10 protein-coding genes are annotated in these 13638 nt (G+C 57.4%); 6 read left to right on the top strand and 4 right to left on the bottom strand.

All coding sequences use genetic code 11. The features are described from left to right. The first annotated feature begins 144 nt into the window (after positions 1 to 144). The 4 genes from ACVW0C_RS11190 to radC all read left to right on the top strand — a co-directional run bounded on the left by ACVW0C_RS11190 (position 145) and on the right by radC (position 5273). Positions 145 to 1422, top strand: a complete 1278-nt coding sequence (locus ACVW0C_RS11190; RefSeq protein ID WP_457385451.1) for a cysteine desulfurase — start codon at positions 145 to 147, stop codon at positions 1420 to 1422. Positions 1423 to 1752: 330 nt separating this feature from the next. Beyond that, positions 1753 to 2814: a CIA30 family protein gene (locus tag ACVW0C_RS11185; RefSeq protein ID WP_457385449.1), complete on the top strand. Its 1062-nt coding sequence runs from the start codon at positions 1753 to 1755 to the stop codon at positions 2812 to 2814. After that, positions 2807 to 4534, top strand: coding sequence for an ArnT family glycosyltransferase (locus ACVW0C_RS11180; protein ID WP_457385447.1), 1728 nt, complete (start codon positions 2807 to 2809; stop codon positions 4532 to 4534). The genes ACVW0C_RS11185 and ACVW0C_RS11180 overlap by 8 nt, the downstream gene beginning before the upstream one ends. Positions 4535 to 4541: 7 nt before the next feature. Continuing rightward, a complete protein-coding gene (gene radC, locus ACVW0C_RS11175) occupies positions 4542 to 5273 on the top strand; it encodes a RadC family protein (RefSeq protein WP_414355461.1) in 732 nt (243 codons plus the stop codon). A 104-nt stretch (positions 5274 to 5377) separates the two neighbouring features. On the opposite strand, the gene fmt is transcribed toward radC, so the two are convergent. The 4 genes from fmt to ACVW0C_RS11155 form a co-directional block, all read right to left on the bottom strand. Then, positions 5378 to 6346, bottom strand: coding sequence for a methionyl-tRNA formyltransferase (gene fmt / locus ACVW0C_RS11170; protein ID WP_457385445.1), 969 nt, complete (start codon positions 6344 to 6346; stop codon positions 5378 to 5380). An 80-nt stretch (positions 6347 to 6426) separates the two neighbouring features. Further along, positions 6427 to 7155: a hypothetical protein gene (locus ACVW0C_RS11165; protein ID WP_457385443.1), complete on the bottom strand. Its 729-nt coding sequence runs from the start codon at positions 7153 to 7155 to the stop codon at positions 6427 to 6429. Between the two features lie 149 nt (positions 7156 to 7304). After that, a complete protein-coding gene (locus tag ACVW0C_RS11160) occupies positions 7305 to 8498 on the bottom strand; it encodes an RNA-guided endonuclease InsQ/TnpB family protein (protein ID WP_457385441.1) in 1194 nt (397 codons plus the stop codon). Positions 8499 to 8593: 95 nt separating this feature from the next. Further along, entirely contained in the window at positions 8594 to 10318 is a 1725-nt protein-coding gene (locus ACVW0C_RS11155; protein ID WP_457385439.1) for an electron transfer flavoprotein, read from the bottom strand. 109 nt (positions 10319 to 10427) lie between these two features. On the opposite strand from ACVW0C_RS11155, the gene ACVW0C_RS11150 reads away from it, so the two are divergent. Beyond that, positions 10428 to 11561: an anhydro-N-acetylmuramic acid kinase gene (locus tag ACVW0C_RS11150; protein WP_457385438.1), complete on the top strand. Its 1134-nt coding sequence runs from the start codon at positions 10428 to 10430 to the stop codon at positions 11559 to 11561. 181 nt (positions 11562 to 11742) lie between these two features. Further along, the gene (locus ACVW0C_RS11145; protein ID WP_457385437.1) at positions 11743 to 13191 is read left to right on the top strand and encodes a DUF2079 domain-containing protein; all 1449 of its coding nucleotides are present in this window, start codon (positions 11743 to 11745) and stop codon (positions 13189 to 13191) included. Positions 13192 to 13638: the final 447 nt, after the last annotated feature.

The raw sequence follows: 13638 nt of genomic DNA, 5'->3' as shown, positions 1-13638 counted from the left end.
CAAAGTTACATTTTGTGACAAGCTTCGCTTTCAGGTCAGGGAGGAAGGGATCCCTGGATGCTGGAAGGGATTGGGCGGATGGGTTTGCCGAAGGCTGGCCGGAAGCGATGTCATACTGAGGGAAGCAGGCTTTTTGCGCAGACCATGGCGGTATCCCCCCTTTCTTCTCTCAAGCTTGACCATTCTTTCGATCTGGCTGCCCAGGTGCGGTCAGATTTTCCGATTTTGCAGCGCCAGGTCAACGGCCACCCGCTAATCTACTTTGACAATGCCGCCACTTCTCAAAAGCCACTGGCGGTTATGCAGGCGATGGATCATTACTATCGACACTGCAACGCCAACGTGCATCGCGGGGTGCATACGCTGAGCAACGAAGCCACAGATGCCTATGAGGGGGCGCGGGAAAAGATCGCTCGTTTTGTGAACGCGCCTTCTCCTCAGGAGATCATCTACACCCGCAATGCCAGCGAAGCCATCAATCTGGTGGCCTACAGTTGGGGCTTGAGCCATCTGGAGCGGGGGGATGAGATCGTCCTCTCGGTGATGGAGCATCACAGCAACCTGATCCCGTGGCAATGGGTGGCCCAAAGGACGGGAGCCCACCTCAAGTTCATCCAGATCACGCCAGAGGGAGAGTTGGATCTGGAGCACTACCAATCTTTGCTCAGCGACCGCACCCGCTTGGTGGCGGTAACCCAGGTCTCCAACATGCTGGGATCCATCAACCCCGTTCAGGAGATGACTGAACTGGCCCATCGTTACGGAGCCAAGGTTTTGCTGGATGCTTGCCAGAGTGTGCCCCACATGCCTGTGGATGTCCAGGCGCTGGATTGCGATTGGTTGGCCTTTTCGGGGCACAAGATGTGTGGCCCAACGGGGATTGGCGTCCTCTACGGCAGGCGGGAGCTGCTGCGAGCGATGCCCCCTTTTTTGGGTGGGGGAGAGATGATCGCCGATGTGTACTGGGATCACGCCACCTATGCGGATATCCCCCACAAATTTGAGGCTGGTACGCCGGCGATTGCCCAGGCGGTGGGGCTGGGGGCAGCCGTAGATTACTTGAGCCAGATCGGTCTGGAGCGGGTTCATGCCCATGAACAAAGGTTGATTACCCACCTGTTGGACGGGATCCAGCACATAGCGGGTATTACGGTTTATGGCCCCAAGGATCCGGCGCGACGGGCAGGGCTGGTCAGCTTTTCGGTGGAGGCCGTCCATCCTCACGACCTGTCTACCTTGCTGGATGAGCAAGGCATTGCCGTTCGAGCGGGGCACCACTGCACTCAACCCCTCCATCGCTATTTGGGAGTACAATCCACTGCCCGAGCCAGTGTTTACCTGTACAACACGTTGGCGGAGGTGGATCGCTTTTTAGACGTGTTGGCAGAAGCGGTGGAGTTCTTCGGCGCTGCCCTAAGCTAGGGATCCGGGATAGACCTCTGAAGAGATGAGCATGCCTCTAACCCCCAAAACCCTGAACTTTGCTGAATTTACTGAGCTTTAGGCGGTTTGGCAAAAGTCATTGAGAGGGATATAGTAGACCAAGTTTCCCCCTGATCCTTGAGTCCACCGCAACGGTTGCCGGGAAGTGAAGGGGGAAAGCGCTCGGGGGGTATTCCTCAGGGCTTTGCGGGATACCGCCTTCCTGTTTGGACTCCGTCCCGCTGACGCGAACAGAGATAGGCAGGATGCGATCGCTTCTTTCCTGAACCATGTTCAGGAGAGTTCAGCGTGAATGTATCAGGTAGACTCATGCCTTGGGATCTGGGGCGGTTCTGGAACACGCTCACCTACTATGAGGCCCTGCCTTGGGCTGAGGTGTGGCGTCGGGTTCAAAATGGGTTCCAGGCCGTGGAGGATGATTTTGTGCCACCTTCTCTTTCCGAGCCGGTCGCTATCCAGATAGGGGTGGTGGGGGAAGGTTTGCCTGACGGGTTGGCGGAGGCCCTGCGGCAGCAGGGCGTGGAGGTGAGCCATACGCCAGATTGGGCGACAGCAACCGTGATCCTAGGTTTGGGGGATCCACCAACGGCCAAGGCTTATCTGGAGCAATTGCGCAGCAGTGGGCAAACGGAGCGGATGCTGTTCGACTTTCGCCGGCCCAACCCGGATTTGCATCGGTTTTGGGGCATCTTGGACGATGTGGTGATGGGCGGGGCGAGCCAAAGCCAACTGCTCTGGGGAAAGGAGGAGCTGCTGTTCGCAGGCCAGGTTTCCACGGCCAACTTTGGGGGGTTTGTTTCCACGCGCACCCGCAATTGGCAGCCGCCGCTGGACTTGTCGGGGTTTGCCGGTCTGGAGCTGCGCCTGCGAGGGGATGGGCAGCGGTATAAGATATTACTGAGGGATGAAAGCGGCTGGGACAGCCCCGCCTACGGCTATGCGTTCGACACTGCGCCGGGAGAAGAGCAGACCGTTCAGATCCCCTTTGCGGAGATGGTTGCCACGTTCCGCGCCCGCCGGGTTTCTGCTCCCCCTCTCAATAGTCGCCAGATCTACTCGCTGCAACTGATGCTAAGCAAGTTCGAGGCCGATGGCAGCCCAAACCCCCGCTTCCGGCCTGGGCCCTTTCAGCTGGCCGTGCGCTGGATCGGGCTGTATCGCCGGGAGGGGCTGCCGCAATTGATCGGGGTGGCGCGGGGATCCCTTGCCCCGGAGTGGATAGCTGCCCTGCAGGGTAGCTCCAGCCGTTGGTGTGGGGTGGAGATTCCGGTAGAGACAGAGGGATCCGCTCTGGCAGCCCAGTTGCTCCGCCTCCTGCGCTCGCCTCAGAGCGTGGGCCGGGTGGTGTCTTCAGAAGCTTTCCATGCCTAGCTTTCTGGGCCGCCTCAAGGGATCCCTGGAGATGGGGCTTTTGGCCGGCCTGTGGCTGTGGGTAGGTCAGGGGATCCCCTACCTGTTCGACTGGGATGAGCTGATCTACGCCAGCTTGGCGCGGCAGATGCTGGCCAGCGGGGATCCTTTCTCGTTGGCCATCAACGGGGAGCCTTTTTTCGAGAAGCCCCCTCTCTTTTTTTGGCTGCAGGCCCTGTCCATGGCTGTTTTAGGGATGAACGAAGGGGCAGCGCGCTTGCCCAATGCTTTTGCTGGCGGGATCACGGTGGCGCTGCTGGTGGGGTGGGGATCCTGTCTGGGCGGGATGGGGTTCGGCTGCCTATGGGGGATCTTGCTGCTGACAGGCTACCTGCCCTTGTTTTTTTACAAAACTGGTCTCATCGACCCGCTACTCAACCTGGGCATGGGTGTGGGGCTGGGATCCCTTTGGGCCGCCGAGGAGGCCTGGCGGGCCGGGTACTCTGGACGCAGGTGGAGAGCGGTGGGGGCGCTGGCCCTGGGCTTGGCAGTGTTGGCCAAAGGGCCGGTGGGGCTGGTGTTGCCCCTGGCTATCTGGATCCTCTACAAGCTCTGGCAACGGGATCCTCCCCTTCGATGGGGGGAGAGCCTGGTTTTCCTCAGCCTAGCTGTGGCTGTTCCCCTCACTTGGCTGGCGTTGGAGGGGGTGCAACGGGGGCCAGAATGGGTGGAAGAGTTTGGGCGCTACCAATGGCGCATCCTCACCAGCTCAGATGGGCATCCCGGCCCGGTTTATTTTCATCTGTTGGCCTTTGCCCTGGGGTGCTTTCCCTGGGGTTCTTTGGCTTTGGCCGAGATCCTGCAGCCCATCCCCAGGAGCGTGGGCTCGGTGGATTTGACTCGGCGGGCAGAATCTCTGCTGTTGGTGGCTTTTGGGGTGGTGCTGGCCCTGTTTTCGCTGCTGGTGCAAACCAAGCTGGTTCACTACACCTCGCTGCTGTACCCCATTGGGGCCTACTTTGCTGCCCTGCGCTTGCAGCGCCTGGTTGCTGAGAAAAGAGGGCCCAGTTTTTGGGAAAGTGCCTGGATCCTGCTCAGTGGCTTGTTTTGGCTGGCCCTGTGGCTGTTGCTGCCCTGGCTGGGATCCCAGGATCCCGCTGGGCTAGTCCAAGCATGGGTCTTTGCCGGCATCCCTGACGACTTTTCCAGCAGCTTGGTGCTGGGATACCTGCAGGCTGAGGTGGAGTGGCCGGTGTTGACCTACGTCCCCGCCGCGATCCTGCTGCTGGGAATTCTCCTTTGGAGTCGAGGACGGCGGCGGGCTTGGGGCTGGACAGTTTTGCTCTTGGCCACGGGACTGAGCGCCCAACTGGCCTGGTGCTGGGTCTTCCCCCGCCTGCTGCAACACACCCAGGGAGGAGCCGTCCACTTTTTCCGGCAGTTTGCCACTTCCGAAAACAACGCCCAGCCGGCTCTCTCTGGAACGGTGGGCCTGTACGGCTTTCGCTCTTTTGTACCCTATTTTTATGGCCCGCTGCAGGTTCCCTACGCCGCCAGCCCAGAAGAGCTGGCCGACTGGCAGGCCAGAAGGCAAATGCCCGATTACTTGGTGACTTGGGATCCCTTTGTAGCTGAACTTACAGCTCCCGAGGGCGAACAGGCAGCCATTCTGGGATCTTGGCGGGTCGTCGAGCGCCGCAGTCCCTTTTGGCTGTTGAAAAAAACCTCTTCTCCTCCCTAGGCCCCAGATGAGCCAGTACGTGCTGCGCATCAGCGATATTCCCGCCCAAGATCGCCCCCGCGAGCGGCTGCTCAGCCAAGGGGCAAGGCACCTCTCCCACGCCGAGCTGCTGGCCATCTTGCTCAACACTGGCCAGGGGCCAGGCAAGCTCTCGGCAGTCGGCCTCGCCCAGTTGCTCCTGAAAAAGTTAGAAGCCCAAGGGGATCCCTTGGCCCAACTGCGCCAGGTGGAGGCAGGGGAGCTGATCCAGATCGAAGGCATTGGCCCGGCCAAGGCAGCCACAGTGTTGGCCGCCATCGAGCTGGGACGACGGGTGTTTTTGAGTCGTCCGCCAGACCGGACAGCCATTGAGTCGCCAGAACAAGCGGCTATGGCTCTGAGTGGTGACTTGATGTGGGAATCTCAAGAGCACTTTGCCGTCTTGCACTTGGATGTCAAGCACCGTCTGCTCAGCCAGCAGATTGTAACCCGGGGCACCGCCACCGAAACCCTGTCTCATCCGCGGGAGACTTTCCGCAGCGCCATCAAACAGGGGGCCAGTCGCATCCTCGTCGCCCACAACCACCCTTCCGGCAGCTTGGATCCCAGCCCAGAAGATCTTGCCCTTACCCGGCAACTCTTGCAGGCGGGGCAGCTGCTGCAGATCCCGGTTTTGGACCACCTCATCTTGGGCGGCGGACAGTTCCTCAGCTTGCGCCAGCGCACCAACCTTTGGCAGGAGTTTCCCCAGCCGGAGTAGTCTTCACCCCCAGCCTTTCTCCCAGAGAGAGAGAGTAGAATCAAGGCAACGGACAGGTTCGCCGTCTTTGGGTTGGCCGCGCTCAAGGGATCCCTGTATGGCTCTCAAGCATCCGGGAGTGGCTCAAAACGCATCCCCACCTTGAGCTGGCCGCCATTGACCAAGTCCCAAGCCGATTGTTCTTTTCTGCCAGGCAGCTGCGCCCGTCGAATCAACAGGGATCCCTCTCCTGTGGCTACATAGACTCCTTCTCCCCTGTCCAATCCCACCACCTCGCCAGGGCTGCCTTGGGGGAGATCGCCAGGGGGTGGGTGCAACTGAGGAGAGGCAGAGCGGACAATTTTGATCCGCTGCCCCCTCAAACTGGTGAAACAGTCGGGAGAAAAGGCGCGGATTTGGTTGTGCAAGGCCTGGGCAGGGCGCTGCCAGTCGAGGTGAAAGTCTTGTTTTTTGAGCAAAGGGGCGTAGGTTGCCCGGGATCCATCCTGAGGAATAGGGGTGAGTTCCCCTTTCTCCAATTTCAAGAGCGTTTCCACCAAGAGTTCTGCCCCCAGTTGAGCCAGTTGGGGTGCCAATTCCAGGCTGGTTTGCTCTGGCCCAATGGGTAGCTTGGCCTGGAGCAGGATGGCCCCCGTATCCATTCCCTCATCCATGAGCATGGTGGTCACGCCGGTCTCGGTTTCGCCGTTGGCAATGGCCCACTGGATGGGAGCAGCGCCACGATAGGCCGGCAACAGGGATCCATGCACATTCACACAGCCCAGCTTGGGCATCTGCAACACCGTCAGGGGCAAGATCTGGCCGTAGGCCACCACCACAAACACATCGGCAGCCAGCGCCTCCAGAGCCGCCAGCACTTGGGGATCCCGCCGCAGGCGGACAGGCTGCCACACCGGGATCCCGTGGGCCTGGGCGAGAACCTTGGTAGGGGGGGGAAGCACCTTTTGCCCTCGCCCCTGGGGCCGATCCGGCTGACAGACCAATCCCACCACTTCAAAGGGAGACTGCGGCTGCAACAGGATCTGCAGCGAAGGCAGGGCAAACTCTGGCGTGCCGAAAAAAACAACCCGCATGGCCAACCCCAACGAGCACTGTCCTTCAGAATACGCTCAGCCAGCGGCTGCAAACGCTCGGCTACTTACTATCTCCTCCGTCAACTGACACCCGGAGATTCAGTCTGGGAGGCAGGAGAAGGGGGTGGCGGCTTATCCAGCGGAGAGATTTCTCTCTCTGAGATGGGGGATCGCCCGGTCAAGGGCACCTGCGGGGACTGCCAAAAGGCAGGCTGTTTGAGATCGAACTCTTGGCTCCAGGCCGGGAAAAAAGAGCCCAGTTTCTGCCCAGAAAGCCGCAGCCGTTGCAAAAAAGTCCATTCCAGACGGGTTAAGGCTCGCCGCAGAAAATCCTTAGCCCAATCCGGATCCGGGGCTTCTGCCGCCTGCAAGTTCACCTGCAGGAGGCCCAGTTTGGGATGGAAATGAACCCGTGCTTGGATCCCTTCCGGACGCAACAGGTAATTGAACACCTGCTGGATGGCCACCTCATCCCCCCGCTGAGCGCGATACAGAGGGCTGTTGGGGTTGGGCTGGGGCTGATAGCGCCACTCGCGGTGCCATTCCGGGATCCCTTCATTGGCCAGAAAGCCAAACAGCTCCACCTGACGCTGCCTGTGGGTCAGCGCCATTTGCTCCAAGGCCGGCGAGAGGCTCCCCAGCAAAGCATCCGGCTCAGGCAAGGAATCCCCCTCTAGACGCAGCAACAGGCGGTGGCCGGAAAGCCGCGCTTGTACCTGAAGATGGCCCAACCCCAGGGATTCCAGAGCTTCTTGCAGATCGGCCAAAATGGCGGGCAGAGGAGCCTGGACATCCAAAGAATCGCTCACCGACAAAAGATCTCCAACAAGCCCTAACCCAACCTAGCCAATTTCCAAGGTTGCTTGGATCCCTGGGATCGTCGGCCAAGATGGGCAGATCCATTCTGCTTTGGATAATTGCTAGATCCCCAGGATCAGGCGAGCTGCAGCGAAGTAAACTACCCGACCCTGACTGCTTCGCAGTACAGGGCAGGCTTTCGGTAGCCCTGCAGTTGGCAAGCCAACCACGAACCTCTAGGCTGGTTTACAGCAGCCCCCAAAAGCGCAATCACATTCGCACCATTCAAATCCGCATCCCCTTCCCATCCACAGTGTCCACACTTAAACTGCTTCCCACTGCGGTAGGATTGCGCAGGGTCGGGATGAATGTGCAAACACCGGTGGCAGGTCTGCGACGTGTAGGCAGGCGGCACAAGAATCAGAGCAACCCCCGCACGCAGAGCCTTGTACTCCAAAAATTGACGGAGTTGATAAAACGCCCAACTATTTGCCCGCCTACGCTCTGTCTTGCTGCGTGGCTGTTGATTGACCCTTTCCCGAATCCCTGTCAAGTCTTCCAGAGCAAGAGCGCTGTTTGTCGCCTTTGCCCTAGAGACAATAGCTTTGGAGATGCGATGATTGACCCACGCCTGAAAGCGCCTCTCCTTGCCAGACAGCCGTTGCAACAGTTCTCTGCATCTGCGCCGCGAACTGCGGGTGCCCTTACTGGCTTTGCGTTGGAGTACCGCCCTCAACCGCGAGTGATGGTCTCGGACTTTGTTCAACTGCTGTCCATTCCAGTTATCTCCTTCCGATGTATGAGCAATATCCGTCCTGCCCAAATCCACGCCCAGCACTCTACCCGTGCGTTGCGGTGGGGATGGCTCCGCTTCCACACAGATTTGAATAGAGTAGGAACCGTCTTTGCGCTTGACCAGGGTGGCAGATTTGGGATTGGAGCCCGCCAGCCGTTCTCTCTGGTAGCGGCCAATCGCCAGCTCAAAGCGCTCCCGACCCTCCACCGTGGTCAGCGACACCGTCCAGTCTTTCTCGCGGAACGAAAAGATACGGGCATCGTAGGTCGCAAAGCCTCTCTTGAACGCTTTGACCGGACGGTTTTTCTGTCGGGCAACTTTACGGGCGCCGGCCAGCCGTCTGCAGACCTGCTGAGCCAAGTTACTGGACAAGCCAAACCGAGCGCGAATCTGGTAATAGCAAAGGGACTGGAGTTTGACTGCGTTGACTACTTTTTCTGGTGTGTTTTGGTTGACCCAGTTCAAGGCCTGCACAAAGGCATCCATTGTCGCATCCAACTTTGCGGCTTGCGACTGGGCTACCTTGAGCTTGCAGGAGACGGTCAGGACTTGGGTCATGGTTCTATCATAACTTCCGCATTCCTCCCGACACTGACCCTACAGGTACAGTGCGGGGCTCCTGCGATTTCTAGCTGAGTTAACCTCAGCAACGGCTACAGCCCATAGAAATCCGGCCCGGATCCCTCGTAGCTGGGGTTGACCCGCAAGTTTAAGTGGGGACAGATGATCTCGCAGGTGCGGCACTGGATGCAGTTTTCCAAAGACATGGCATGGGAGCGGATGCCATGTTGGTCGCGGATGTGGTGTACCTCTGCTGTGCAGTCGGCCACGCAGGGGGTGGGGCGATTCAGCTTGTCGTAGGTGGCGATGCACCGGCGGCAGGTTTCGGCGTCGAACTCCAGGATGTGACGGTTACCCTCGGGGTAGCGGGGATCCGCGAAAAAAACCGCATCGGGCCGCGAGAAATAGCCCGGTCGAGAGGCCAATTCCTGGGGAGCCAAGGTTGTGGGGGCCACAAAATCCGCTTGAATGGCAGCGTGGGGGGCCACATAGCTGCGCGGGGGTGGCTCGCTGGGGCTGACCCGCCCGGTGAGCAGGGTGTAGGCGCGCAGAGTTTCTCGTCCGCGGCGAACGGGATCCTGTAAACCCCAGCGCAGGGATCCCAGCCAGGGGTGGCCGGCATCGACGCTGCGGCACACCTGAGGTAAGTATTCTTCCAGCAAGCGGGAGTTCTCCAGAAAAGCCTCGCGGAAGTAGCGGCTGCGGTAGAGGTTTTGCCCCACCGCACTTTCCATCACCGCCTTTTGGTAGTCGGTTTGGATGCGCAGATCCCCTTTCAAGAAGCCATCGTGAATGAGGCCCGCCGCCAGATAGCCGGTTTCCATGGCATTATCCACCCCGGCCAAGCTACCCACATCCAACACCCCCAGCGCATCCCCCAACAGCAGGGCTCCCTCAACGCCAAACCGGGTGGGCAGGCTGTGGTAGCCCCCTTCGGGAATCACGGCAGCCCCGTACTTGAGCAACTTGCCGCCGGCAATCAGGGACTGGATCCAGGGGTGAGCTTTGAACTCCTGCAGACGCTGCTGGGGGTTAAGGTTGGGGTTCTTGCTGTCTAGGCCGATGATCAGACCTAAGGCCAGGCGATTGTCTTTGAGGCCATAGACAAAGCCCCCGCTGAAGCTGCCATCCAAAACCGGGTAGCCCAGGGTATGCCACACCTGCCCCTGCAGGGACTGGGGGATCTGCCACACCTCTTTGACCCCCACCGACCACAATTGCGGGTTGGGGCGCAGTTGAAACTTCTCGATGAGATCTTTGGAAATGAAGCCTTTGTCGCCAAAGCAGGTGAGTTCGGCAAAGATGCAATCTTCGTAAACTTGGCCAGAATCGCTTGCCCGTACCCCGATCACCCGCTCCCCCTCGTAGAGGATTTCATGGGCGGCAAAGCCGGGGAACACATCGAGGGTAACATTTGGGATCCCTTTGGCTTTTTCCTGCAGGGTTTCGGCCAGCCAACGGATGACGTGGCTGAGGGTGAGAATGAACTGCCCCTGCTTGCGAAATCCCGGCGGGATCACCGCTTCCGGCAGATCCCAGCGCTGTTGGGATCCCAGCACGCTCAAGTGATTGGCTTCCACCCGGCCTTCGTGGGGAAATCCTTGGCTTTCAAAATCGGGGAAGAGCTTGGCGATCACTTGGAGGTTGCAGATGGCGCCACTGACGATGTGACCGCCGAATTGGCGGGCTTTTTCCAAAATGGCAATAGAGATTTTCAGCCCAGAGAGCTTGGCCAGATCCAAAAGGCGGTGGGCCAAGATCAAGTTGGAGGAGCTTCCCCCCACCAAAAGAAGGTCGTAGCGGATGGCTTCACTCATAGTCCCCCACACGGTAGCTCTGGATACCCTGCCTGTATCCTAAAAAGGGGAAGGGGAAAGGGGGCAAAACTTTAGACCTTCTCAAGCCTCTGGTTGAGCCGCCAGCAAAATGATTGTCATTGGCTTAATGTCGGGCACCTCTGTAGACGGGATCGATGTAGCCATCGTCCGCATCGAGGGCGACGATTCCCTACAGTGGGAGTTGATATATTTCCAAACAATCCCCTATTCCCCGACGCTGCGGGCAGAGATTTTGCGGGCTGCGGATCCCAAAACCGGCACGGTAGATCACATCTGCACCTTGAACTTTCGCTTGGGTCGAGCTTTTGCGGCAGCGGCCTTGCAAGGGATCCAGGCGGCCCATCTTACCCCCCAACAGATCGATCTCATCGGCAGCCATGGTCAAACCCTTTGGCATAACCCCAGTGGGCCAGAAGCTTCGACTTTGCAAATCGGTGAAGCTGCGGTGATTGCCGAGCTGACCGGGATCCCGGTGGTGAGCAATTTTCGGGCGCGGGACATGGCGGCAGGAGGTCAAGGCGCACCTTTGGTAGCTTTTGTGGATTGGCTGCTGTTGAGGCATCCCCACCTTCATCGTGTGGCCCAAAACATCGGCGGCATTGCCAACCTCACCTATCTCCCCAGCCTCTGCAGTGGGGGATCCCCCTTGGCCTTCGACACCGGCCCCGGCAACATTTTGATCGATCTGGCGGTGATGCGGGCCAGCCAAGGACAACAAGCCTTTGATCGCGATGGAAAATGGGCTGCCCAAGGCCAAGTCCACTGGGAAAAAGTTGCAGAATGGATGCGGGATCCCTATTTTCAAAAGGCACCGCCCAAAACCACTGGTCGGGAGTATTTTGGATCCCTTTATTTAGAGCGAATTTGGCCCCAATTTATATCCGCCCACGACTGTATTGCCACCCTCACAGGGTTTACGGCCTGCTCCATTGCCCAAGCCTATAGGGACTTTTTGCCCGCGACCCCAGATCAAGTTATTCTCAGCGGTGGCGGCACCCAAAACCCTGTTCTCATGCAACTGCTGCAGGAGCAACTGCCGACCACAACCCTGTTGACTTCCGACCAAGTGGGGATCCCTTCTGAGGCCAAAGAGGCCCTTGCCTTCGCGGTATTGGCCTATAAAACCTGGCAAGGTGAGACCAACAATTTACCGGAAGCAACTGGGGCAAGACATGCTGCCATCTTGGGCCAAATCACACCCTCTTGTCGTAACCAGTCCTAACTCATCTGTATCGTTATCTCCAACAAGCTTGAGCCATTCCTCATACTCCCGAGGAAAGAGAAATGTCCGGAATTGCGGCGGAGCCTCTGCCGAATCCAGATCTCGCTAGGATGTCACGCAAGGCTGAGAAAAGCGATAAAGTTACCTTGCCAAGATCTATAAATCAAAAGCCCTAGTTCTTATGAAGGATCGTCCTCTGCCTCCACTTCTGCTGGCAATCATGATTTTTAATTTCTTCATTCTCTTTGGCTGTAGTGTTGTCCGGCATCACCTGTTTCAGTCTGGAGGATATGATCTTGGCATCTTCGACCAATCCATCTATCTAATCAGTCGGGGAGAGGTTCCGTTTTCGACCATTCGAGGGATCCACATCTTGGGAGACCACGCAGCCTTTATTCTCTATCCCATCAGCTTTTTGTACAGCATTGTCCCCTCGGTCTATTGGCTATTTGGACTCCAATCCCTGGCGTTAACCTTGGGAGCATTGGCTATTTATCACCTTGCACTTCAGGCCAAGGTCGATCCCAGCCAAGTGATGGTGATTGCCACAGCCTATCTTCTCTATCCGGCCATTTTTAACGCCAACCTTTTTGATTTTCATCCAGAGGTTTTGGCCGTTCCCCTTTTCTTGGCGGCTGTGCTCTGCATTCGCTCTGGAAAATTGTGGGGGTTCCTTCTCTGTTTGAGCGGCATCCTCGGCTGTAAAGCAGTGTTGTCTCTCAATGTTGTCGCCCTGGGAGTCTGGCTGTTGCTTTGGGAAAAAGGACGAATTCAAGAACGCTGGCAACAGCGCTGCCAAGTGGGCGGCTGGACGGCAATTGCAGCAGGATCAGCTTGGTTTGGGATAGCCACTTTTGGGGTCATTCCTCACTTCAGCGGCAGCGAGCCGGCAGCCGTTTCTCATTACGACTATCTAGGGAATTCTGTTGCGGAAATTGTTCAAGGTTTAATCTTGAGACCGATGCTGGTTTTGAGCAAAGTCTTCTCTCTGGACACCCTGTTTTATGGATTTTTACTGGTTGCGCCTTTGGCTTGGGGCCTCTCTTGGCGACACTGGGATCCTTGGATCCCTGCCCTGCCTACCCTGGGTTTGAATATACTCTCCAGCAACCCCACCTATCGAGATCTGGTGCATCAGTACGCTTTGCCTATCGTTCCTTTCTTGTTCTTGGCCGTCATCGAGAATGTGAAAAACCATCCCTTGCAGAGCCATTTTATAAAAGATGGAAAACTGCCCCTGATCTGGTCTTCGCTGGCCTTTTTGGCCTTGGGGAAATACACCTTTTTCGGCTCGATTTATCTCAGCTCCCTGGACACTTGGCAGGCAACCCGACAGGCTCTTGCCCAGATCACCACCCAAGGGGGCGTTCTCACCACCCATGAGATCAGCCCTCACCTCACCCATCGACTTGTAATCTACTTTACAGATGAGAGACGCTTCAATGGATCCCCGCCCTCTCAATGGGATCCCTTTGATTATGTGTTGCTCAACACCCGTCATCCGGGGTGGCGCAGCACTCCAGAGTTCTCCCGCATCCTGATCGAAGCTTTACAGAAGGAAACCCAGTTTCAGCTTCTGTACCATCAAGATGGGGTGTATTTGTTCTCTAGGTTACGAAAAGACCTCTAAGAATCGCATAAGAATCGCAATTCTAAGGACTGCAGACTACTTTATTGGCACTTGATCTAATTGAATCTAATTGACTTAAACCAAGTCTTCTTCTCGTTGCAACAAATGATTAAGAAACTGCTGCTTCAATCTAACTAAAGAAATTGTTTACACTTGCAAGGCTTAATCTGAGCTTAGTCTTCTCTTAACTTCAAGCCACTAACTTTGTAGTGCCTATCCTCATGCGCGAATAGAGTAGCGCAGGGGTTAGGTGCTGTTTTATAAGACTCGCCAAGTTTCTAAACAAAACTTGTCAAGACAAGAGGAGAAGTCAACGTAAACTACCCGACACCCGCGCTATGCGCAGGGTGCAGGCTTTATCCCAATCCCTAGCGGCCCCAGAGGACAGCTAAGTTTCGGAATTTCAGGCGAGTTTACAGTCGCCCCAAGGAGAGAGATCACCTGAGC

Source organism: Thermostichus sp. OS-CIW-26 (assembly GCF_054058395.1).
This window is presented reverse-complemented; position numbering and strand designations above follow the sequence as displayed.

Coding starts and splice junctions, on each gene's coding strand:
- ACVW0C_RS11190 (WP_457385451.1), top strand. CDS start 145: ATGGCGGTATCCCCCCTTTCTTCTCTCAAGCTTGACCATTCTTTCGAT.
- ACVW0C_RS11185 (WP_457385449.1), top strand. CDS start 1,753: ATGCCTTGGGATCTGGGGCGGTTCTGGAACACGCTCACCTACTATGAG.
- ACVW0C_RS11180 (WP_457385447.1), top strand. CDS start 2,807: ATGCCTAGCTTTCTGGGCCGCCTCAAGGGATCCCTGGAGATGGGGCTT.
- radC (WP_414355461.1), top strand. CDS start 4,542: ATGAGCCAGTACGTGCTGCGCATCAGCGATATTCCCGCCCAAGATCGC.
- fmt (WP_457385445.1), bottom strand. CDS start 6,346: ATGCGGGTTGTTTTTTTCGGCACGCCAGAGTTTGCCCTGCCTTCGCTG.
- ACVW0C_RS11160 (WP_457385441.1), bottom strand. CDS start 8,498: ATGACCCAAGTCCTGACCGTCTCCTGCAAGCTCAAGGTAGCCCAGTCG.
- ACVW0C_RS11155 (WP_457385439.1), bottom strand. CDS start 10,318: ATGAGTGAAGCCATCCGCTACGACCTTCTTTTGGTGGGGGGAAGCTCC.
- ACVW0C_RS11150 (WP_457385438.1), top strand. CDS start 10,428: ATGATTGTCATTGGCTTAATGTCGGGCACCTCTGTAGACGGGATCGAT.
- ACVW0C_RS11145 (WP_457385437.1), top strand. CDS start 11,743: ATGAAGGATCGTCCTCTGCCTCCACTTCTGCTGGCAATCATGATTTTT.